At 56.8% G+C, this 20,334-nt stretch carries 13 protein-coding genes; 5 read left to right on the top strand and 8 right to left on the bottom strand.

Annotated elements, in window-relative coordinates; all coding sequences use genetic code 11:
- Positions 1-395: 395 nt before the first annotated feature.
- From HYD27_RS16715 to HYD27_RS16695, 5 genes are all read right to left on the bottom strand, one after another.
- On the bottom strand, positions 396-1,370 hold the full coding sequence (locus tag HYD27_RS16715; RefSeq protein ID WP_219217009.1) for an aldo/keto reductase: 975 nt from the start codon (positions 1,368-1,370) through the stop codon (positions 396-398).
- Positions 1,371-1,470: 100 nt separating this feature from the next.
- Positions 1,471-3,030: an ATP-binding response regulator gene (locus tag HYD27_RS16710; protein WP_219217007.1), complete on the bottom strand. Its 1,560-nt coding sequence runs from the start codon at positions 3,028-3,030 to the stop codon at positions 1,471-1,473.
- Between the two features lie 89 nt (positions 3,031-3,119).
- Positions 3,120-4,724 carry a PAS domain-containing protein gene (locus HYD27_RS32710; protein ID WP_219217005.1) on the bottom strand — a complete coding sequence of 535 codons (1,605 nt, stop codon included), beginning with the start codon at positions 4,722-4,724 and terminating at the stop codon, positions 3,120-3,122.
- On the bottom strand, positions 4,702-5,082 hold the full coding sequence (locus HYD27_RS16700) for a response regulator transcription factor (RefSeq protein ID WP_219217072.1): 381 nt from the start codon (positions 5,080-5,082) through the stop codon (positions 4,702-4,704). Before HYD27_RS16700 ends, HYD27_RS32710 begins: the two co-directional genes overlap by 23 nt.
- A 48-nt stretch (positions 5,083-5,130) precedes the next feature.
- A complete protein-coding gene (locus HYD27_RS16695) occupies positions 5,131-6,768 on the bottom strand; it encodes a GGDEF domain-containing response regulator (protein ID WP_219217003.1) in 1,638 nt (545 codons plus the stop codon).
- A 294-nt stretch (positions 6,769-7,062) separates the two neighbouring features.
- Between HYD27_RS16695 and HYD27_RS16690 the strand changes: the two genes are divergently transcribed.
- The 5 genes from HYD27_RS16690 to HYD27_RS16670 all read left to right on the top strand — a co-directional run bounded on the left by HYD27_RS16690 (position 7,063) and on the right by HYD27_RS16670 (position 10,600).
- On the top strand, positions 7,063-7,332 hold the full coding sequence (locus tag HYD27_RS16690) for an ACT domain-containing protein (RefSeq protein WP_219217001.1): 270 nt from the start codon (positions 7,063-7,065) through the stop codon (positions 7,330-7,332).
- A gap of 46 nt (positions 7,333-7,378) precedes the next feature.
- Positions 7,379-8,737 (top strand): PFL family protein, encoded by a 1,359-nt coding sequence (locus tag HYD27_RS16685; RefSeq protein WP_219216999.1) that lies wholly within the window; start codon positions 7,379-7,381, stop codon positions 8,735-8,737.
- 166 nt (positions 8,738-8,903) lie between these two features.
- Positions 8,904-9,269 (top strand): hypothetical protein, encoded by a 366-nt coding sequence (locus HYD27_RS16680; RefSeq protein WP_219216997.1) that lies wholly within the window; start codon positions 8,904-8,906, stop codon positions 9,267-9,269.
- A 270-nt stretch (positions 9,270-9,539) separates the two neighbouring features.
- Complete coding sequence (locus tag HYD27_RS16675) at positions 9,540-10,076, top strand: helix-turn-helix domain-containing protein (protein ID WP_219216996.1); 537 nt, start codon at positions 9,540-9,542, stop codon at positions 10,074-10,076.
- A 194-nt stretch (positions 10,077-10,270) separates the two neighbouring features.
- Entirely contained in the window at positions 10,271-10,600 is a 330-nt protein-coding gene (locus tag HYD27_RS16670) for a transposase (protein WP_219216994.1), read from the top strand.
- A gap of 857 nt (positions 10,601-11,457) precedes the next feature.
- On the opposite strand, the gene HYD27_RS16665 is transcribed toward HYD27_RS16670, so the two are convergent.
- Genes HYD27_RS16665 through HYD27_RS16655 form a run of 3 tightly spaced genes read right to left on the bottom strand, consistent with a single transcriptional unit; the run spans position 11,458 to position 20,329 of the window.
- Positions 11,458-12,915 carry a DHA2 family efflux MFS transporter permease subunit gene (locus tag HYD27_RS16665; RefSeq protein ID WP_219217070.1) on the bottom strand — a complete coding sequence of 486 codons (1,458 nt, stop codon included), beginning with the start codon at positions 12,913-12,915 and terminating at the stop codon, positions 11,458-11,460.
- On the bottom strand, positions 12,912-13,139 hold the full coding sequence (locus HYD27_RS16660; protein ID WP_219216992.1) for an MbtH family protein: 228 nt from the start codon (positions 13,137-13,139) through the stop codon (positions 12,912-12,914). Before HYD27_RS16660 ends, HYD27_RS16665 begins: the two co-directional genes overlap by 4 nt.
- Complete coding sequence (locus tag HYD27_RS16655) at positions 13,136-20,329, bottom strand: amino acid adenylation domain-containing protein (RefSeq protein WP_219216991.1); 7,194 nt, start codon at positions 20,327-20,329, stop codon at positions 13,136-13,138. The genes HYD27_RS16660 and HYD27_RS16655 overlap by 4 nt, the downstream gene beginning before the upstream one ends.
- Positions 20,330-20,334: the final 5 nt, after the last annotated feature.

Here is a 20,334-nt window from a genome sequence, read left to right as displayed (position 1 = left end):
GCGCTTCCTCCTGCAAAACATCAAACCTGCAGGTTCAGCATGATGACCGCGCCTATTAACTGATCCCCAACTGCATGCCCCCTTCTCCACAATTGCAAAAAAAAATAAAACAAAATAACCCCACAAAGCGGGGCCTTGGCTTCGATGATGACTCAGGTACTTTGCGGGGACCCCAAAACATATACATTCTTATCTTTCAAGTGGAAACGGCTTCGCCGTCCTTATAAGGACGGTATCCGTTTCAGCGAGAAAGATAAGGCTAATGTATAGCGTGCAACATATACATTCTTATCTTTTAAAAACGCGAGAGCATCCACAGGGATGCTCTCGCGCAGGCCGGCTGCCGCAGGGACCCTGCAGCAGCCGGTATCTTATGTTCATTTCCGCCGGCATTCTTACCAGGCGTACGCTTCAGGTGCCGGACGTCCCGGTCCCGGGAAGATCTCGTCCAGCTTCTTCAGCGTATCCGCATCGAGCACGATTTCGGTTACCCGCAGCGAGTCCTCGAACTGTTCCATCGTCCGCGGTCCGATGATCGGCGCGGTCACTGCCGGATTGGCCAGCACCCAGGCCAGCGCCACTTGATCCTCGTGCTCCCCAAGCTCCTTGCAGAGCGCGGAGAACTGCTCCAGCTGGCTGCGGTGCCGCTCCAGCTTGTCCGAGCGTGCGCTGCGCACGCCGGTCTTGGACAGCGCATTGCGTCCCAGCAGGCCACCGGCCAGCGGACTCCATGGAATTACTCCCAGACCCAGCTCCTGTGAAGCCGGAAGGACCTCCAGCTCCGGCGTACGCTCCAGCAGATTGTACAGATGCTGCTCCGAGACAAGACCCAGGAAATGGCGTTCCTTCGCCTTCGCCTGGGCTGCGGCAATGTGCCAGCCCGCAAAGTTGCTGGAGCCGATATAATCGGCCTTGCCTTGGGAGACCAGGATTTCAAAGGCGCCCCACAGCTCGTCCCAGGAAACGTTGCGGTCGATATGATGCATTTGATACAGCTCAATATGATCCGTCTGCAGACGTTTCAGCGAACCTTCGAAATGACGTCTGATCTTGTAAGCCGACAAACCGGCACCTGAATTGGGGCCGTCCAGCTCGTCGAACATGTCATTGTATACCTTGGTCGCCAGCACGACCTTCTCGCGGCGGCCGCCCCCCTGCTGAAACCAGCGGCCGATAATTTCTTCCGTCCAGCCGCGCCGGTCCTGGCCGCCGTACACATTGGCCGTATCAAAAAAGTTAATGCCCGCGTCCAAAGCGGCATCCATAATTTTGAATGCTTCCTTTTCCTCTGTTTCCGGACCGAAATTCATGGTGCCGAGGCATAATTGGCTGACCTTCAAACCTGATTTTCCCAAATAACTGTACTTCATCCGCATTTCCTCCCTTTCATTCCTGATTGGTTGTTGTCTGCATCTATTTCACTATAAACCTTAGAGTCCACTGTAAGGCAAGCCTTACCGGCAGTCTTTTTTAACTGTCATGGTCCGGAAAAAGCACTTCTCCCGATTTCAGCCTGATCTCCACAATTTCCTGCAGTGTATTCGACAGCTCGCCTGGAGGGTAAGGCTTGGTCAGATATGTCTCCACGTTCTCCAGCAGCCCCTTTTCCGTTTGATCCAGCGCAGAGGAGATCACAATCGGAATCCTTTCGGTCCGGGAATCATTTTTGAGCATACGGATCAGATCCCACCCGTTCAGCTCCTCACCCAGCATCAGATCCACCACGATGGCTGCAAAAGGCGACTTCAGCGCCTGGTCGAATGCTTTTTGCGGATAATAATGATGGGTGACCCGGAAGCCCTTGCCCTTAAGCTCCTCCGAGAGCAGCAGCGACAGGCTGTAATCATCCTCCACAATCATCACATTCGGCTTCTGCTCCTTGCCTTCGCCCCGCCTGGACATTTCCTCCGCATGCCGGCCGTCTTCCGCCAGCAGTACAGGCAGGCTGAACCATACGGCAGTTCCTTCGCCCTCAACCGACTCAATGCCGATGGCACCCTTGTGCTTTTCAATAATTTCCTTGCAGATTGCCAGCCCCAGCCCGGTTCCGCCGATCCGCTTGGATGCGCTGTTGTCCACTCTTCTGAATTTCTGGAACAGCTGGCCGAGCTGATTCTTGGGAATGCCCAGCCCCTGATCCTTAATCCGCACAACAATGCGGTTCGGCTCGTTCTGGAGCTGCACTCTGACTTCACGGCTTCCCGGCGAGAATTTGATCGCATTGCTGAGCAGGTTGGTAAGCACCTGGACCATTTTGTCCTTGTCTACCGCCACTTCATCATGCAGCGCATCGTCTTCCAGCAGAATATGGTGGGTGCTGCTGAGCTTGTACTGATCAATGACGCCAAGAACAATTTCGCTGAGGTGTGCCTGCTCAACGCTGTATTGCTGCGTACCGGATTCCATTCTTTGCAGATCCAAAAAGTCATTGATCAGCTCGGTCAGGCGTTTGGCTTCCTTATGAATGGTCTCCAGATATTTCAGCTGCTTCTCCGGCTTCATCGTTTTGGACAGCAGCAGCTCCGTGAAGCCGAGAACACTTGACAGCGGTGTCCGCAGTTCATGGCTGACCGTGCTTACCAACTCGGACTTCATCAGGTCAAGCTCATATTCACGGGTAATATCGCGGTGTACAAAGAGCGTGCCGATCCGGTCTTCACGGCGAAGCACCGGAATCGCATAGACATCCACATGCTTGATCTCCTCCTTGCCGAGTGAATACTTGGTGCTGGAATCCGCGGCCAATTCGGACATCGCGTTCACGTAGAACTGCCGCAGCTCTGCCGATTCATTGGACCTTCCGCTGAACGCATCCAGCCAGTCCTCCGCCGGAACAAGCGTGCCTTCGGTCCATTCCCTGTATTCGAACAGCTGGCTGAGCGCTTTGTTGATGTGCTGCATCACACCGTCAGTATTGACGAACAGGATTCCCTCGTTGACATTGTTAATGATATCCCGGTTCAGCTTGCGCCCATGTTCGATTTCTTCATACATCATGAGCCGTTCAATCGCCAGCGCTGCCCGGCTCATCAGGCCCTGGATCTCACTGGTCTCCTCGTCGGTAAAGGTGCGCCCGATGCGGCTTCCGCAGAATACCGCCAGAATCTCATCACCGGCGTTTACAACCGAAGTGTAGTAATCGTAGCAATAGACCTCGTCCGGTGAAATGCCCTGCTCCCGGGGCGAGCCTGTTCTTTTGACAATGTAGGATTTCTCCGTACCCAGGCGTACAGCATGTCGGACTGGCTATGCTCGAGGTAACGCTCCACATTCTGCTGCGGCACACCCTTGACGATGGCAATCTTGTCCTTGACGAGCAGAAACAGACTCGCATCAAAGCCGTAAATCCGGTTCATGAACCCGCTGAATTTCTCGGCGAATTCCTGTTTGTCCAGCGTATACGTAAGCTCATGGTTCAATTGGTTATAACGCTCCAGCAGCAGGGAGGTCTGCTCCGTATTCTGCAGGGTAACCGCAAGCTGCTGCTGCACACTTTTCAGGGAGGTGATATTGTTCGCGATCAGGATATACTGGTAGATCTTGCCCTCGTCGTTCAAGTAAGGCATAACGGTCATATGCAGCCATACGGACGCTGTCCCCTCCTTCACCCGGGCTTCAATTTCCCCGCTCCAGATGCCGCCGGTCGATAATCTGGCAATGACCTGCTCCAGGTGGGAGGCGGTAATATTCAGCAGCTCGAATAAACGGTAGGGATAGCCGATAATTTCAGAATTGCCGTAGCCTGTGTAGCTGCTCAGATTGTCATTGGCGTAAGTGAATACCCCTTTGTCCGACAATATGCCGACGGCTGAGGTCTGATTGAGCGCCTTCATCATGCTCTCAATCTCGCTTAAGGACCGCTCCAGCCTGAACTGCTGTCCCTGAAGCTCCTCCTGCTGGGCGTGCAGCTCCTCGTTCTGCATCGTCAGCTCTTCTTCCTTGTCCTGAATGCTGCGGGCCATGTCCAGGAACGCCTCATACAACCGCCCGATCTCATCCTGCTTATGCAGGCTGCCGAGCAGAACCGCCTCACCCGCCGCAAGCGAATGGGTCGCCTCCTCCAGCCGGACAATCGGATCGATCAGAATCTTCAGCATCCGCCAGATCATCAGGGTGAAGAACAGCAGCAAAAAAGCGGTGATGCCAAAAGCAACCACAGTATAGCTGTCGGCCTTCCGAATGGAACGGTCCGCCATGTCAGTCAGCTCTTCATCCGACCCGGCCTTGAAGGCCTTGGTGTACAGGAGAAAATCATTCAGGGACTGCGTGCTGCCGCTCTGGGACAGTGTTCTGATCCCCTCATAATCATCGCTCTCGACCAGCTTTATAGCCTGCGGCAGAATTTGATTCTTATAACGGGTATAGAAAGCCGACAGATCGTCGCGGTACCTCGCCTCTTCCTCTGACAAGTCCAGACCGGTGTATTGATTCAAAATGCCGTCCAGATTCTCCAGCGCCGCATTAAGCAGCTCCAGCTCACTGCCGCTCTTCAGGGCAACATAGCCTCTGGCCCGAAAAAACACCTCATTCACCGCTCCGGCCAGCTCGTTTATGGTGTCCGTTTTGGCCTGCAGGACGTCCCGGTCCGCCTTCAGCTTGCTTTGCTGTGTATTTATGTAAAAGAAAAGGATGCACACAGTCAGGACAATGAGGAGGAACAACAAGGCTATAATACGGTAATATTTCGTTTTGATGCTGCTGTTAGCGGGCTTCGCTGTTCTCACTGAGTATGCCCTCCACAATCTGCAGAAGCTCCATGGGACTGAACGGCTTGGGCATGAAATAACGCGCCCCCGCCTCTCTGGCCCTGCTCCGGTCGTTCTCCTGCGCCTTGGCGGTCAGCATCATGATAGGCATGGCGCCGGTTTGTTCTTTTCCAAGAGACTCCAATACTTCAATTCCGGTCATCTCGGGCATCATATAATCCAGAATGACCAGATCATACAGCTCATCCGACAGCTTGGCCAGCGCCTCGGCACCGTTCTCAGCCGTATGGATGACCGCATGCTCCAAGTTCTCCAGCGTGTCTTCGATCAGCATGCGCAGAACCTCTTCATCATCCACTACAAGTACTTTTTGCATTTCAATTTTCACCTTTCTGTGACTCCTGATGCTGTATACGTTTCTGTGCTAGAACAGAAACCTGTGGGCCAGACGCTCCATTCTGGTCATCAGCTCCGGCAAATGGAACGGCTTCACCACATAATCATCCGCCCCCATCTGCAAAGCATGGATAATATCCCGCTGGTCATTCCGGCCCGTCAGCATAATCACCAGAACATTCTCTTCCGGGCAGCTGCTGCGGATCCGTTTCAGAACCTCCAGCCCATCCAGCTCCGGCATTGCACCATCCAGCAAAATAATATATTTGTTCCCTTGTGCATACCAGTCCGATTCCAGAAACAGCGGGCCGCTGGCGTAGCTGCTGGCCTTCACGCCGTCGATGCCCGCCGGTTCCCAGGCCGCGAAATGCCGGGTCACGATCCTGCGGATCAACGCGTCGTCGTCCACAACTATCACGTTCAGCAGCGATTCGGCTTTGCCAGTGTCCAGCTGCTCCGTATACAGGGTGGTCCGGTTTCTTCCGGAGTCCTTGCTGGCGTACAGAGCCTGGTCCGCTTCCCCGATCAGGCTGTCGGGTTCATTAAGCTCCTCCCGCACCACTGTAATGCCGCCTGAGAAGGTAACCTGAAACAGCTCTTTTTTGGCAGCAAAGCTTTTTGCCGCAAGCTGCTGCTGAATCCGCTCCACCCCCAGCAAGGCGGAATCCGCATCCGTGTTGGGCATGAACAGGGCAAATTCCTCCCCGCCGAAGCGGCAAAAGGTATCCTCCGCACGAATCGAATGGCGCACCACCTCCGAAAAGGTCTGCAGCACCTCATCCCCGATCAGATGGCCGTATGTGTCGTTCACCAGCTTGAAATGATCCAGATCCATAAGCGCCAGCGAAAAAATCCGGCCCGTCCGCCTGAAATCCGACACCAGCTGCTTCATGGTCTGATTGAAATATTTGCGGTTGAACGCCCCGGTCAGCTCATCCACGATAACCGATTCCTGCCATTCCCGCTTCAGCTCAAAGCGGTTCCTGATCAGCACCAAAAACAAATCGATATCCAGCGGCTTGGGCATGTAGTCCATAACCCCCAGCGAATAGGCATACATCTGAATATTCTTGGAGTGCTCGCCGCTGACGATAATGATGGGAATCCGCTCTTTTTTGGCCTTGCCGATAATTTGCTTCAGCACATCAATCCCGCTCTGGTCCGGAAGCAGAATATCAAGCAGAATCAGATCCGGCCTGCTCTCGTAAAACAGCTTCAAGCCGCGCTCGGCGGACAAGGCGATGCTGACATAATAGGACTGCTTCTCCATGGACTCGCGCAAAAAAGCTACCAGCTCCACATCGTCATCAATGATCAGAATTTCATGCTGCGACAGCATGCCGGGCTCCTTCGCCGCACCCGCCGGAAGCCGGGATTGCTGTGCTTCCAATGAACCCTGCTCCTCGCCAAACAGCTCAAGCAGCGGGTATAGGTAATCCCCCCATTCCGTTTCCGTCCAGCTCCGCTGGAAATCCTCGGAGAAATAGAGCTGCGTACGGTCTGCCTGCTTCTCAACCTTATCCAAGCCTACCGTCCCGGCTGTCCCCTTCAAATTATGCAAAAAGCGATAGATCTCCCTTTCACCGACAAACTCCTGCGACGACCATTGTTGAAGTGTTTGTCTGGTGCGCTGTTCGACCAGTTCTTTATATTTTCTCGTTGTCATCTTTGCTCCTTCAAGCCATTCTATAAACGAATCAGTTAATCATAGCTTTATAGCAATGTCAACTGTATTCTATGAAAAATGGGGGATAAGATCAAATCTCCGAACATATTGACGCAAAAACTTTGGTTGTAGAACAACCGTTCCTTTGCCATAATAATTGAAACAGTTCATTCCGTTAAAGCGGCGGATGGACAGAGCAGCAGATAGATAAACAAGCATAAGCTTCCGGAGCCGTTTGCTTAGGAACCGGCCAGGCTGCTTATGCCAACCAAAAAATTTTAGGAGGCTATTTCATTGAAGGGGATTATTACTGTACTGGGAAAAGACAAAGTAGGCATTATCGCAAAGGTCTGCACCTATCTCGCAGACCACAATCTGAACATCCTGGATATTTCGCAGACGATTGTGCAGGACTATTTCAACATGATGATGATCGTGGATATTTCCGCGCCAAGCAAGTCCTTTGAAGAGATTGTGGAGGATCTGCAGCATGTGGGCGAAGAGATCGGCGTCGAGATCAAGCTGCAGCATGAGGATATTTTCAATATTATGCACCGCATTTAAGGCTTGAAGATTGAATAGGGCCTAATAAATTTAAGGAGTTAAACCAATGATTTCAATTGTGGAAGTACAGGAAACGAATAAGATGATCCGGGAAATGAATCTGGATGTCCGTACCATTACGATGGGAATCAGCCTGATGGACTGCGCCCACACGGATATGCGGGTGTTCAATCAGAAGGTATACGACAAAATCACCCGCTCCGCCGAGAAGCTTGTCAAGACCGGCGAGGATCTGGAGCGGCAATTCGGTGTGCCTATTGTCAATAAGCGCATCTCGGTAACTCCAATCTCCATTGCCGCAGGCGCAGTGCACACCGACACTTATGTGCCGGTTGCCGAAATTCTGGACCAGGCAGCCAAGGAGGTTGGCGTGAACTTCATCGGCGGCTTCTCGGCGCTGGTGCAGAAGGGCTGCACCAAAGGGGACCGGATTCTCATTGACAGCATTCCCGAAGCGCTGGCAGTTACGGAAAGGGTCTGCTCCTCCGTCAATGTTGGCTCCTCGCGCAGCGGAATCAACATGGATGCCGTGAAGCTGATGGGCGATATTATCCTCATGACTGCTGAACGCACCAAGGACCGCGATTCCATCGGCTGCGCCAAGCTGGTGGTCTTCTGTAATGCGGTAGAGGACAATCCGTTTATGGCCGGCGCTTTTCACGGGGTCGGCGAGCGCGAATGCGTAATCAATGTCGGGGTCAGCGGGCCGGGTGTCATCAAGCGTGCGCTGGAGGAAGTGAAGGGCCAGGACTTTGAAACCCTCTGCGAGACAATCAAGCGGACTGCCTTCAAGGTTACCCGTGTGGGCCAGCTCGTTGCCCAGGAGGCCTCCAAGCGGCTGGATGTGCCTTTTGGCATTATCGATCTCTCCCTTGCGCCAACCCCCCTGATCGGAGATTCCATCGCCGAGATCTTCCAGGTCATGGGGCTGGAGGAAGCGGGTGCGCCCGGCACGACTGCCGCACTTGCCATCCTTAACGACAATGTCAAAAAAGGCGGCGTTATGGCTTCGTCCTACGTCGGAGGACTCAGCGGCGCATTTATTCCGGTCAGTGAAGACCACGGCATGATTCAGGCAGTGCAGCGCGGCGCGCTGACGCTGGAGAAGCTCGAGGCGATGACCTGCGTCTGTTCGGTCGGCCTGGATATGATCGCCATCCCCGGCAGCACCAGCAAAGAAACCATTGCAGGCATTATCGCCGACGAAGCCGCCATCGGCATGGTCAACAACAAGACCACAGCTGTACGCGTGATCCCGGTCATCGGCAAGGAAGTCGGTGAGATGGTGGAATTCGGCGGTCTGCTCGGCTATGCGCCGGTCATGGCCGTGAACAAGTTCGACTGCGCCGGATTCGTGAACCGGGGCGGACGCATTCCCGCTCCGATTCACAGCTTCAAGAACTAGCACAGCGCCGCAAAAGTTCCTCCCCAAGGAGCTTGCGGCGGAAGAACTTACGAGAGGTTGCACCAGGCCCGGAAACAACGGCAGAAATGCCGTTGTTAGAGCTCGTCCGGCCAGATCGCTCGGAAATAACGGCAGAAATGCCGTTGTTGGTGCTCGTCCGGCCAGATTGACCGGAATTAACGGCAGAAATGCCGTTGTTGGTGTCCGTCTGGCCAGATCGCTCGGAATTAACGGCAGAAATGCCGTTGTTGGTGCCCGTCTGGCCAGATCGCTCGGAAACAACGGCAGAAATGCCGTTGTTAGAGCTCGTCCGGCCAGATCGCTCGGAAATAACGGCAGAAATGCCGTTGTTGGTGTCCGTCCGGCCAGATCGCTCGGAAACAACGGCAGAAATGCCGTTGTTAGAGCTCGTCCGGCCAGATTGACCGGAATTAACGGCAGAAATGCCGTTGTTGGTGCTCGTCCGGCCAGATCGCTCGGAAACAACGGCAGAAATGCCGTTGTTAGAGCGGAGCAGTTGGCTAGTAGCTGAAGCGCTCAAGTTCCTCTTCCCTAGTCACCAACGGGCTTGCTTACACAGCAAAGGCACACACTCTTCCCCTGCAAGGGAGTTGCTTCCCATTAGCCTTTGTGATTCGCAAGGCAGTGCAAATAGACCGAAGCGCTTTGATTTGCTTTAGTTTCTTTTAGGACTCCAGCCGTGGGAAAGAACTTCTGAAACGTTGTACTAGTGCCCCATCCGAGATCGTAGTTGGTAAAACCGGGTAATTATCCGTAACAACCACTTTCTGGGGTGAGAATCATGACTCTATTTGTACGAGATTTGAGTAAGGAAGAAGGCAACCGCCTACTGCGAATCGCACGTAAAGGGTCGAATCCCGTTGAAGTCCGCCGTGCTCTTCTCATTCTGGCGTCAGCCCAAAAGATGAAAGTACCGGAGATCAGTCAGCTTTATCATATTTCGGGCGAACATATACGAAAAACAATACATCGTTTTAACACGGAAGGGATGGCCTCATTGAAACCAAATTACGGCGGCGGCCGACCTCCGACCTTTACCGAAGAGCAACGAGCCGACATCATCGAGCTTGCTCAAATTCCACCGAAAGTGCTAGGATACCCCTTCACGCATTGGTCGCTGGCCAAACTGAAGGAAGCGGCAGAGAAGAAAAAGATTGTACCTTCCATCTCTATCGAGACCATACGCGTCATTCTGGAGGAAGCCAAGATCACCTACCAGAACACCAAGACCTGGAAAGAATCAACCGATCCGGAATTTGAGAGTAAAAAAAACGAATCGAAGCCCTATACGACTGTCCTCCGGAAGACGGGCGGGTAATCTGTGTCGACGAGTTTGGCCCGTTATCGCTGCAGCCCTACCGCGGCAAAAGGCTGGTTTCAGCAGCGCCGGCCTAAACGGCTTCGCGCCACCTATACACGGCCGCATGGCGTGAAGCACCTGCTCGCCGCGCTGGATGTGAAGACCCATCAACTATACGGCCATTCTTCAAAGAATAAGAAGCATGCCGACATTTGCGTTTCTTCAACGTGTTGCGACGCCGGTATCCTCGTTCCGAGCGGCTGTATATTATCCTGGACAACTTTTCTCCCCACCACCATCGCAAGGTCAAGACGTGGGCCGAAGACAATAATGTAGAACTGGTCTACACGCCGACCTATGCTTCCTGGCTAAACCGTATTGAGTGCCATTTCGGGCCACTACGTAAGTTTGTACTGGAAGGCAGTGATTTCCGGCAGCATAAAGACCTGGCTTCAGCAATCCAGGCTTACCTACGCTGGCGAAACAAGAACAAGCGTCACGCTGCCATACTACGAGAACAAAACAAGATCAAGGTTGTCTGATGGGGCACTAGCACCATTGAAAGAAACTAATTTCACGAAGAAGCGCCGCCTGCCCTGGCAACGGGGGACGGCGCTTCTTCGTGCTGCCAAGCCATTGAGAGTAGCGGTCCCCCGCCGGGTCAGGCTTTCAAGTCATTAACCCTGCGGCACCGCGAATAGACATGGCTGACCTGGACGATTTCGGCGGATTCAGCGGCACTTTTACCCTTCCTTTCACCAATTGGCCCGCTGACGCCCGATTCAGCGGCACTTTTACTCAGCTTTACCTTTGATTTCCGACCTGGAGCTAATTTCGCCGAGCGGCACTTTTACCTTTGATTTTTCCCTGTTGACTTCTATAGCAAAGTCAAAACAAAATCGCCCCTTGCTCTAATGGGAGTACCATCAGTAGCAGACCAGGGCGACTTCTTGTGCATATTTGATGCGGAGCTATTACACCCGTGTACTGTCCGGCGCTTTAATACGGGCTGTTCGGTGTACTGTCCAGCGCTTTAATACAGGCTATTCGGTGTACTGTCCAGCGCTTTAATACAGGCTATTCGGTGTGCTGTCCGGCGCTTTAATACGGGCTATTCGGTGTACTGTCCGGCGCTTTAATACGGGCTATTCGGTGTGCTGTCCGGCGCTTTAATACGGGCTATTCGGTGTACTGTCCGGCGCTTTAATACAGGCTATTCGGTGTGCTGTCCGGCGCTTTAATACGGGCTATTCGGTGTGCTGTCCGGCGCTTTAATACGGGCTATTCGGTGTGCTGTCCCGCGCTTTAATACGGGCTGTTGCAATTGTTTGCTTCGGAGCTTTCTTATCGCTGATTGAGCGTCTCTCCGATTTTGCGTCCTCGGCGTCCGGCGTCCGGATTATTTGCCTGCGGCGGAAGCCGGCGCGGCTTCGGCATTTCGTCCCCGGGCTTGCTTGGGAAGGGTTGCCGCCTCGGTGTCCCCGCGCCGGAGGCTTAGAGCGGCGCACAGGCCAAGCAGCAGGAATGCCGCCGCCCCCAGCAGAGCGATACGGTAGGCTTCCGGATTGGGCTGCTCGATCCCGGAAGCACCGACTGTGCTTGTGCCGATCGCGGACATGATTGTTCCCAGCAGTGCCATGCCCAGGGCTGAGCCGAGCCTGTTCTGGACAGTGAACAGCGTCGAAGCTCTTCCCATCTGCGGCGGGGCAATATTGGCGAACGAGGTAATCTGCACGGCGCCCACCGCATGTCCCAGAGAAAAGCCGGCCAGGAACAGCAGGATACGCGGAATCCATGGGTCCGTCCCTTTGCCCGTCAGACTCAGCAGCACGAACAGCACGGAGGCAATGACCAGTGCCAGTGCAATCAATTTTTTGGGGCCAAGCCTGCGGTATGAAAAAGGCATAAGCTGTGAAGCAACCATCAGTCCAAGCGCTTCCGGGAAGGTCGTCAGCCCCGTATCCAGCGCTGAAGCATCCAGCACATGCTGATACATCAGCGGGAAGACGTACAGCATGCCGAGCAGACCTCCCGCCGAGAACATGGAGATCAATCCCATGGTGCGGAACAGCCGGTCCCGCAGCAGGCGAAGATCCAGCATCGGCTCCGGATTCCGAAGCTCCACGAAGACGAATGCCGTCAGCAGCAGCAGCCCGCACAAGCCCGGGACCATGATCCCGGGTGAGATCCAGCCCCGTGCCGCGCCTTGGGTAAGCGCAAAGACAGTCATGGCCAGGCCTGGTGCTGACAGGAGAAATCCTGCCCAATCCAGTCGTCCCGCTGCCGGTTCCCTATGCTCCCTGAGCAGCAGGAGGCCGAACAGCAGGACAAGAATGCCGACAGGAAGATTAATATAGAACACCCAGCGCCATGACAATTGATCCACGATGAAGCCGCCGATAATCGGTCCCAGGGCGGGCGCAAGCGCAATGGGGAGCACAAGCATCCGCGACAGCTTGGCCCTTTCCTGCGGCGGAAAGGTCCGGAACAGCAACGCCATGCCGACCGGAGTCAGCAGGCCGCCTGCCGCCCCCTGCAGGATGCGGGCGGTGTTCAGGAAGGCCAGGCTGTCCGCAAAGCCGCACAATGCCGAAGCCGCTGTGAATATAGCCAACGCCAATAACAGCACCCGTTTGGTTCCCCAGCGGTCGCCAAGCCAGCCTGCGACCGGCAGCACTACCGCCAGGCTGACCAGATAGCTGACGCTGACTGTGCCTACGGCAGATGGGGCCACCTGCAGATCACTGCCGATTGCGCGGAGCGCCACGTTTACGACAGTTGAATCCAAGGCAGCCATGAACATGGCTGCCACATATACCACACTGGCAACAATTTTTTGATCAAGCCTTTTCATCAGCTCTTTCCGCTCAAGGCAGTATTCAAGTCTGCAGGACGCAGGCTTGCAGGACGCATGTCGGTCCAGTTCCGGTTGATATAGTCCAGACAGGACCAGCGTTTGCCCTGGTATACATTCGTCCAGCCCGCAGGGACTGAGGCAAAGACAGGCCATAGTGAATACTGGCTTTCTTCATTCATCAATACAACATAATCAGCGCTGGTGTTCTCAAAAGGATTGCTCATTGCTGGTTAACCTCCCCTATTATAGTCCGCGTATTGTTCAAATCATGCAGCCTGTCAGCCAGTACTGCGCCTATCTCGGCAAGCGGTCCGGGCTGGCACAAGTCCTTGTGCCGGCAATGGATATCCAGTTGCTCTATGCGGCCTCCTATATAAGGCAGCCAGGTTTGCGGTTCAATCGGATCGAACCAGTCAGGAATAATGGTTGAGCGGAAAAAGAGCAGGTTGCCGTCAAAGCGTCCGGGCCTGAATCTGCCGAGCAGCCGCACTGAGTTAACGTAAGTCTCCTTCAAGCTCATGATCGTGGACTCCTCCAGACTGGCCAGCGCACTGCCGTCACTGCGGAGAATTTCTACGGCACCGGCGATATCCAGCGGCTTGTCCCCCATGCTGTCGGGATCGTAGCCTCCCAGGGCAAGCAGGGCGATGAGCGCCTCCTGTTCATCCACTTCGTTCTTCAGCGGCAGGAAATGGCTGGGATAGGCATCCAGCATCGCCAAGAGCGAAATCTCTTCACCCTCATTCTGGAGCTGTACGGCAATGGCATGCGCAACATTGCCGCCGAGTGACCAGCCGAGCAGATGATACGGCCCGCGAGGCTGAACCGAGCGGATATGGCTGATATAATCGCCAGCCATCTCTTCCAGAGTCCGGGGCAAATCCTCCTGCCGGCCAATGCCGCGGGCCTGAAGCCCATAGATCGGGTATTCAGTGCCAAGCGATTTCATCAGCCCGGCATAACACCAGCTGAGTCCGCCTGCCGGATGCACACAGAACAGCGGATACGAGGCCCCGCCTGTCCGAAGCGGCAATAGTACACCCAGTGCACTGCCGCTCTTGCCACTCTCCAGCCGTTCGGCAAGGCCGGCAACCGTGGGAGCCTCGAACAGATTGCCGATGCTGAGCTCGGCCCCAAGCGCCTCGCGAATCAGGCTCATCAGGCGGACGGCCAGCAGCGAGTGTCCTCCAAGGTCGAAGAATCCGTCATCAATTCCGACTCGGGCAAGGCCCAGAACCTCGGCGAACAGATCGCACAGGATCTCTTCCCGGGGAGTACGCGGGCCTCTTCCCGACAGCATCAGCTCCGTATCCGGTGCGGGCAGCGCCTTGCGGTCCAGCTTGCCGTTCGGCGTCAGCGGCAATGCCTGGAGCATGACCACTGACGCGGGGATCATGTACTCCGGCAGACTTGCAGCGGCAAAGCGCCGCAGCGCCGCAGCATCGGGAAGCATGCCTGCTGCCGGCACAATATAGGCACACAGCCTTTTATCGCCCGGACGGTCCTCGCGGACGATTACAGCAACCTGAGCGGCCTCGGGATGCTTGGCCAGAACAGCCTCAATCTCTCCGGGCTCGATGCGGAAGCCGCGGATTTTGACCTGCTGGTCGGAGCGGCCCAAATACTCCAGGGCTCCAGCTGCAGACCGCTTGGCCAGATCTCCCGTACGGTACATCCTTGTGCCAGGTGCGGCAAAAGGATCGGCAACAAAACGCTCCGAGGTCAGGTCCGGGCGGCCCCAATAGCCCCGGGCCAGCCCGGCACCGGCAACATACATCTCCCCGGTGACTCCCGGCGGCACCGGCTGCAGGGCCTCATCCAGCACATAGACGCTTAAGTCCCGAATGGCCTGGCCGATGTAGCTGCCTGCCCCCATGCTGGCGGAATCGCGGCCAAGCGCATTATACGTAACGTGAACCGTCGTTTCGGTAATGCCGTACATGTTGATCAGCTTAGGAGCATTGTCCGGGTGTCGCGCATACCAGCGCTCCAAGCGTGCTGGCTCCAGCGCCTCACCGCCAAAAATAACATAGCGCAGGGCAAGCGGCTTACCGGATGCCGCTCCTTGTTCATCGGCCTCCATCAGCTGGTAGAATGCCGACGGAGTCTGGTTAAGCACAGTTACGCCTTCATCCGCGAGCAGCCGCAAAAATTCGGCCGGGGAACGGCTCACGTTGTAGGGAACGATAACCAGCCGGCCGCCATGCAGGAGAGGCCCCCAGATTTCCCAGACCGAGAAGTCAAAGGCGTAGGAATGGAACAGTGTCCAGATATCCCCGGAGCCAAAATGAAATTGGTGCCGGGTTGCGCCGAACAGGCGCACGACATTCTGATGCGGAATTACTACTCCCTTCGGTTTGCCCGTAGAGCCTGAAGTGTAGATGATATAGGCCGGGCTGAGCGGAGTTAGAATCCCGTTCCGCTCGCTGTCTGCCGGATTGGCAGGCGAGTACTCCGCAATCCGCCGTACCGTATCCTCATCATCAAGGATAATCCGCTCCGCAGCTCCGCTATCCGGCAATGCAGAGGCCAGCTCGGCAGAGGTCAGAATGCAGGCAGGCAGTGTATCAGCCAGCATATAAGCCAGCCGTTCAAGCGGATATCCCGGATCGAGCGGAAGGTAAACCGCTCCGGCCTTCAGCACGGCCAGCAGCGCCACGATCATGTCCGGGGAACGCGGCAGCGCAAGCGCGACAATGCTCTCCGGGCCGATGCCCTGCGCCATCAGCAGCCGGGCAAGGCGGTTGGCGCGTTCATTCAGCTCGCCGTAGCTCAGCAGCAGCCCTTCATAGCTGGCGGCAGCTGCATCGGGATTGAGATCCGCCTGCGCCTCGAACAGCTCCGTTATCGTTGAGCAGGCTCCTTGCGGCGCAGCCTGCTGCCATTCCGCTGCAAGCGCCAGGCGCTCTTCCGGCAGCAGAATGTCCAGACGGGTGATTTCACAATCCGGTTCCGCAGCAGCCCCTTCCAGAAGCAGGAGCAGGCGTGCGGCCATGGCCTCGGCGGTCTCCCGTTTGAACAGATCGGTGCTGTATTCGATGAAGCCCTCAATGCCGGCGGGCCTGCCGTCCGCCGCATGCTGCTCGTGCAGCTCCACGGTCAGATCAAACTTCGCGGCACCCACACTTTTCACCTCAAGGCTGGAGTCTATGCCGGGCAGCTCCAGTACGGCATCCGCCGTGTTCTGAAGCACCAGCATAATTTGAAACAGGGGGTGCCGGGAGCGGGAGCGGACAGGATTAAGCACCTCGACCAGCAGCTCAAAGGGCAGGTCCTGGTGCTCGAAGGCCGCCAGATTCACCTCCCTTACCCGGCCAAGCAGCTCGCGGAAGCTGGGATCGCCGGAGGTGTCCGTGCGCAGGACCAGTGTGTTGATAAATAAACCGACCACATCATCCAGCGCTTCATCGCTTCTCCCCGCGACCGGGCTGCCGAGCGGAATATCGCTGCCGGCACCCAGACGGGTCAGCAGAGCGGAGAGTGCGGCGTGCAGCACCATGAACAAGCTGGCCTTTTCGCCCTGGGCGAGCTTCAGCAATTTCAGATGCAGGCCTTCAGGAACATGGAAGCGCACAAGCTCTCCCTCATAGCTGGCAGCTGCCGGACGGGGATAATCGGTCGGCAGCTCCAAATGATCAGGGAGGTTATCCAGCCGGCCGGTCCAGTATGCCAGTTGCCCCGCGATCAGGCTGCCCGGATTGCTGCTGCTGCCAAGAAGCTCCTGCTGCCACTGGGCATAATCCGCATATTGCACGGGCAACGGCGTCCAGGCCGGCCGCTCTCCCCGGCTGCGGGCAGCATAGGCGGCGGATAAATCGCGGGTCAGCGGATACAGCGACCAGCCGTCACCTGCGATATGATGCAGCAGCAGGAGCAGCTGATATTCATTCCCGCCCAGCACGAACAATTCCGCCCTGATGGAAGGCTCGGAGGCCAGCTTGAAGCTGTAGCGCATGGACTGCTCCAGCAGCACAGGCAGCTCCGTCTCCGTTGTCTCCGTAATGTGCAGCTCAGGCACTGCCTGTCCGGCAGCATGAATCAGCTGGTGCGCGGTCCCGGAGGATTCCGGGAAAAGGGTACGCAGACTTTCATGCCGCGCCGCCACATCGGCAAGCGCAGCCTGCAGCGCATCCAGATTCAATTCGCCGGACAGCCGCACCGCAAGGGGAATATTATAAGTTGGGCTCGGACCCTCAAGGCAATACAGAAACCACAGCCGGCGCTGGGCAAACGAAAGCGGAATTTCCGCCGCCCGTGCAGCGGGCAGCACGGCAGGACGCAGGGCGGTTGCCCGGTCCAGCCTTCTGGCAAGACCGTACACCGTCGGCGCGTCGAACAGGTTGCCGATGCCAAGCTCAATGCCCAGCGCATCACGGATACGCACCATAATCCGCCCAGCCAGCAGGGAATGGCCTCCCAGCTCGAAGAAGTCGTCATCAATTCCGACTTTTCCAAGCCCGAGCACCTCTGCGAACAAGCCGCACAGGATTTCCTCCTGCGGTGTGCGCGGGCCTCTGCCGGTTAAAGCCGCGGCAAGCTCGGGAACAGGCAGCGCCTTGCGGTCGATCTTCCGGTTCGGGGTGAGCGGCAGCTCGGCGAGCTCCACATACGCCGACGGAACCATATAGTCGGGCAGCACGGAGGCGGTGTGGCGCCGCAGCCCGGCCGCATTCACTCCGGCACCAGGAGCCGGTACAATGTAAGCAACCAGACGCTTGTCTCCGGGCTGGTCCTCCCGCACAATTACTGTCGTCTGGGCAACCTCGGGATGCAGAGCCAGCCGCGCCTCAATTTCCCCCGGCTCTATCCGGAAGCCGCGGATTTTGAGCTGCTGGTCGGCACGGCCGCCATAGCTGACGGAACCATCCGTGCGCCAGCTGGCCAAGTCGCCCGTACGGTACATCCGGCTGCCCGGAGGACCGTACGGATTGGCCACAAAGCGCTCCGCCGTCAGCTCCGGACGGTTCAAATATCCGCGCGCCAGTCCCTTCCCTGCGATATACATGTCGCCGTTTACCCCGGGAGGCACCGGCTGAAGCCCGGAATCCAGAATGTAGATTTCCGTATTCCAGATCGGAGCGCCGATAGGCGGAGCTTCGCCCTCTCCACCCTCCAGAGTGATTGCCGTGGACCAGATAGTGGTTTCCGTAGGCCCATAAAGGTTGTTCACCCGGCAGCCTAAAGCCTGCAGCTCCTGCAGCAGCAGGACCGGCAGGGCTTCACCTCCGACAAGGACATTCAGCCCGGGCAAGGGGCCGGGGCCGCTGGACACCAGCGCATGCCACAGCGTCGGCGTGGCCTGCATGTGGGTAGCCCCGCTCTCCTTCAGCTTCCTGGACAGGGCGGCGGGGTCCTGAATGGTCATTCTGGAAGCTATATGCACCGAGGCTCCCCGGAGCAGCGGGAGAAAAATTTCCAGAACCGAGATGTCGAAGGCAATCGTGGTTACAGCCAGCATGCGGTCCCGCGCCTCCAGAGGAAATCTCTCCTGCATCGCACAGAGAAAATTGGCCAGGCCGCCGAAGCTGATGACAACCCCCTTGGGATTGCCCGTAGAGCCTGAAGTATAAATAACATAAGCAGGGTTATGCGCCGACACCTGAACCGCAGCCTTAACCGCGGGGTCTGGCTGCTCCGCTTGTCCCGGCTTGTGATCGAACAGGGCCGGATCATCCAGCAAAAGGATTCCGGCTGCGGAATCGGGCAAGCCTGCGGCGCTTTCGGCCACAGTAAGAATACACGCAGGCCTCGCGTCAGCGAGCATATAGGCGATTCTGTCCGCCGGGTACTCGGGATCAAGAGGCAGATAAGCCGCACCCGCCATGTGAACAGCCAGCATGGCGACAACCATCTCAGCCGAGCGGGGAACCGCAAGCGCAACAATACTCTCCGGGCCTGCCCCGCCGGCACGCAGCAGGGATGCCAAACCGCCTGCTCTTCGGTTCAATTCGGCGTAGCTGAGCACAGTATCCTCGAAGACAACCGCAGCGGCATCAGGAGTGCGCACAGCCTGAGCCTGGAACATGGCCGGCACATTGTGATGCGGTACTTGGCGGGCCGTATCGTTCCAGCCCAGCAGCACCTGCTGCTTTTCTTCGGGCAGGAGCAGCTCGATTTCCCCGATCAGCCCCTCCCGGTCCGCAGCGGCTATCTCCGACAGAAAAGCAAGAAAACGCCGTTGATGAAGCTTAAGCTCGTCCGCAGCGTAAGCCGCCGGGTTGCCGTCGAAATCCACCCGCAGTCCGCCTCCGTCTGCCCGGTCATAAAGATTGATCGACAGATCGTCCACCGGACCGGCTGACAGGTTGCGCGTAATCCCCGGGTAACCGCCGAAGCTCAAATCATAGTCAAAAGGCATAATATTGACCTGCGGCCCGTAAAGCCTCCGGCTGTCTCCCAGCAGCTTAAGCTCCCGGCGCAGCTCCTGTTGCCGGTAGCCCTGATGGCGCCGGACTTCACGGACTTCACGCGATACCTGCAGCACAAGCTCCGACACAGTCATAACGGGACTCACCCGCAGCCGCAGCGGCATCAGATTCATGACCATCGCGGGAATCCGCAAGGCCACACTGCCCAGGCGGCACATCATCGGCAGACCGAGGATCACCTCCTCCGAGCCGGTCAGCCGGTGCATATACGCTGCCACGGCAGCGAGGACAGCATCAGCCCAGCCGGTGCCGGGTGCCGCAGCAGCCGACCGCAAGCGGCTTGCAGTCTCCGGCTGCACATAAGCCGTCTGGCGCAGAAAGCTCCGTGACGTTACCGGTGCTTTCTGCGTCAGGCTGACCGCCTCTGGCCCGTCCGCGAAGCGGTCCAGCCAGAAGCTCCGGTCCTCTTCCTTCCGCCCGGAACGGAGATACGCCGCATCCTCTTCCAGCAGCATGTGCAGCGGCTTGAAGACCTCCTGCTTCAGCGGCTTTCCGCCGGCAAGCGCCGTGTAGATATGGGCTGTCCGCCGGGCCAGCAGAGAGAAGCCGAACCCGTCAATTGCGATGTGGTGGATGCGCTGATACCAGAGATAGCGGTCTGACGACAACTTGAACAACGCTTCCGTAAATAACCCCCCGCCGCCAAGCTCCGCAGGGCAGTCCAAGTCGGCCTGCATCCAGCGGTCTGCAGCTTCCTGCGGGCAGGCTTCCCCGCTGACATCGAGGAAGTGCAGCGGCCATTCCGCCCGGTAAGCGAGCTTTTGCCAAGGCCCCTCCGCATCTTCTCCGAAGATTAAATGCAAAGTCTCCGCCTCTGCGACAGTCCGGCGCAGCGCCGCCTCAAAAAGACTGCGGTCTACCGGACCCTGAATTTCTATGGATTCTGCGGTATTAAACGCCGGATTCTCCGGATCAAGCTTTTGCGCGAACCAAATGCCGGACTGGGCGCCGGACAATGGCAAGCGGGTCTCCTGAAGCACAGGCATGGATT

Origin of the sequence: Paenibacillus sp. S150 (assembly GCF_019352175.1) — a bacterium.
Taxonomy (GTDB): Bacteria; Bacillota; Bacilli; order Paenibacillales; family Paenibacillaceae; genus Paenibacillus_AQ.
This window is presented reverse-complemented; position numbering and strand designations above follow the sequence as displayed.

Excerpts from the sequence above, each read along its gene's own strand:
- HYD27_RS16715 (WP_219217009.1), bottom strand. The coding sequence starts at position 1,370 with ATGAAGTACAGTTATTTGGGAAAATCAGGTTTGAAGGTCAGCCAATTA.
- HYD27_RS16710 (WP_219217007.1), bottom strand. The coding sequence starts at position 3,030 with ATGAGCCGGGCAGCGCTGGCGATTGAACGGCTCATGATGTATGAAGAA.
- HYD27_RS16700 (WP_219217072.1), bottom strand. The coding sequence starts at position 5,082 with ATGCAAAAAGTACTTGTAGTGGATGATGAAGAGGTTCTGCGCATGCTG.
- HYD27_RS16695 (WP_219217003.1), bottom strand. The coding sequence starts at position 6,768 with ATGACAACGAGAAAATATAAAGAACTGGTCGAACAGCGCACCAGACAA.
- HYD27_RS16685 (WP_219216999.1), top strand. The coding sequence starts at position 7,379 with ATGATTTCAATTGTGGAAGTACAGGAAACGAATAAGATGATCCGGGAA.
- HYD27_RS16675 (WP_219216996.1), top strand. The coding sequence starts at position 9,540 with ATGACTCTATTTGTACGAGATTTGAGTAAGGAAGAAGGCAACCGCCTA.
- HYD27_RS16660 (WP_219216992.1), bottom strand. The coding sequence starts at position 13,139 with ATGAGCAATCCTTTTGAGAACACCAGCGCTGATTATGTTGTATTGATG.
- HYD27_RS16655 (WP_219216991.1), bottom strand. The coding sequence starts at position 20,329 with ATGCCTGTGCTTCAGGAGACCCGCTTGCCATTGTCCGGCGCCCAGTCC.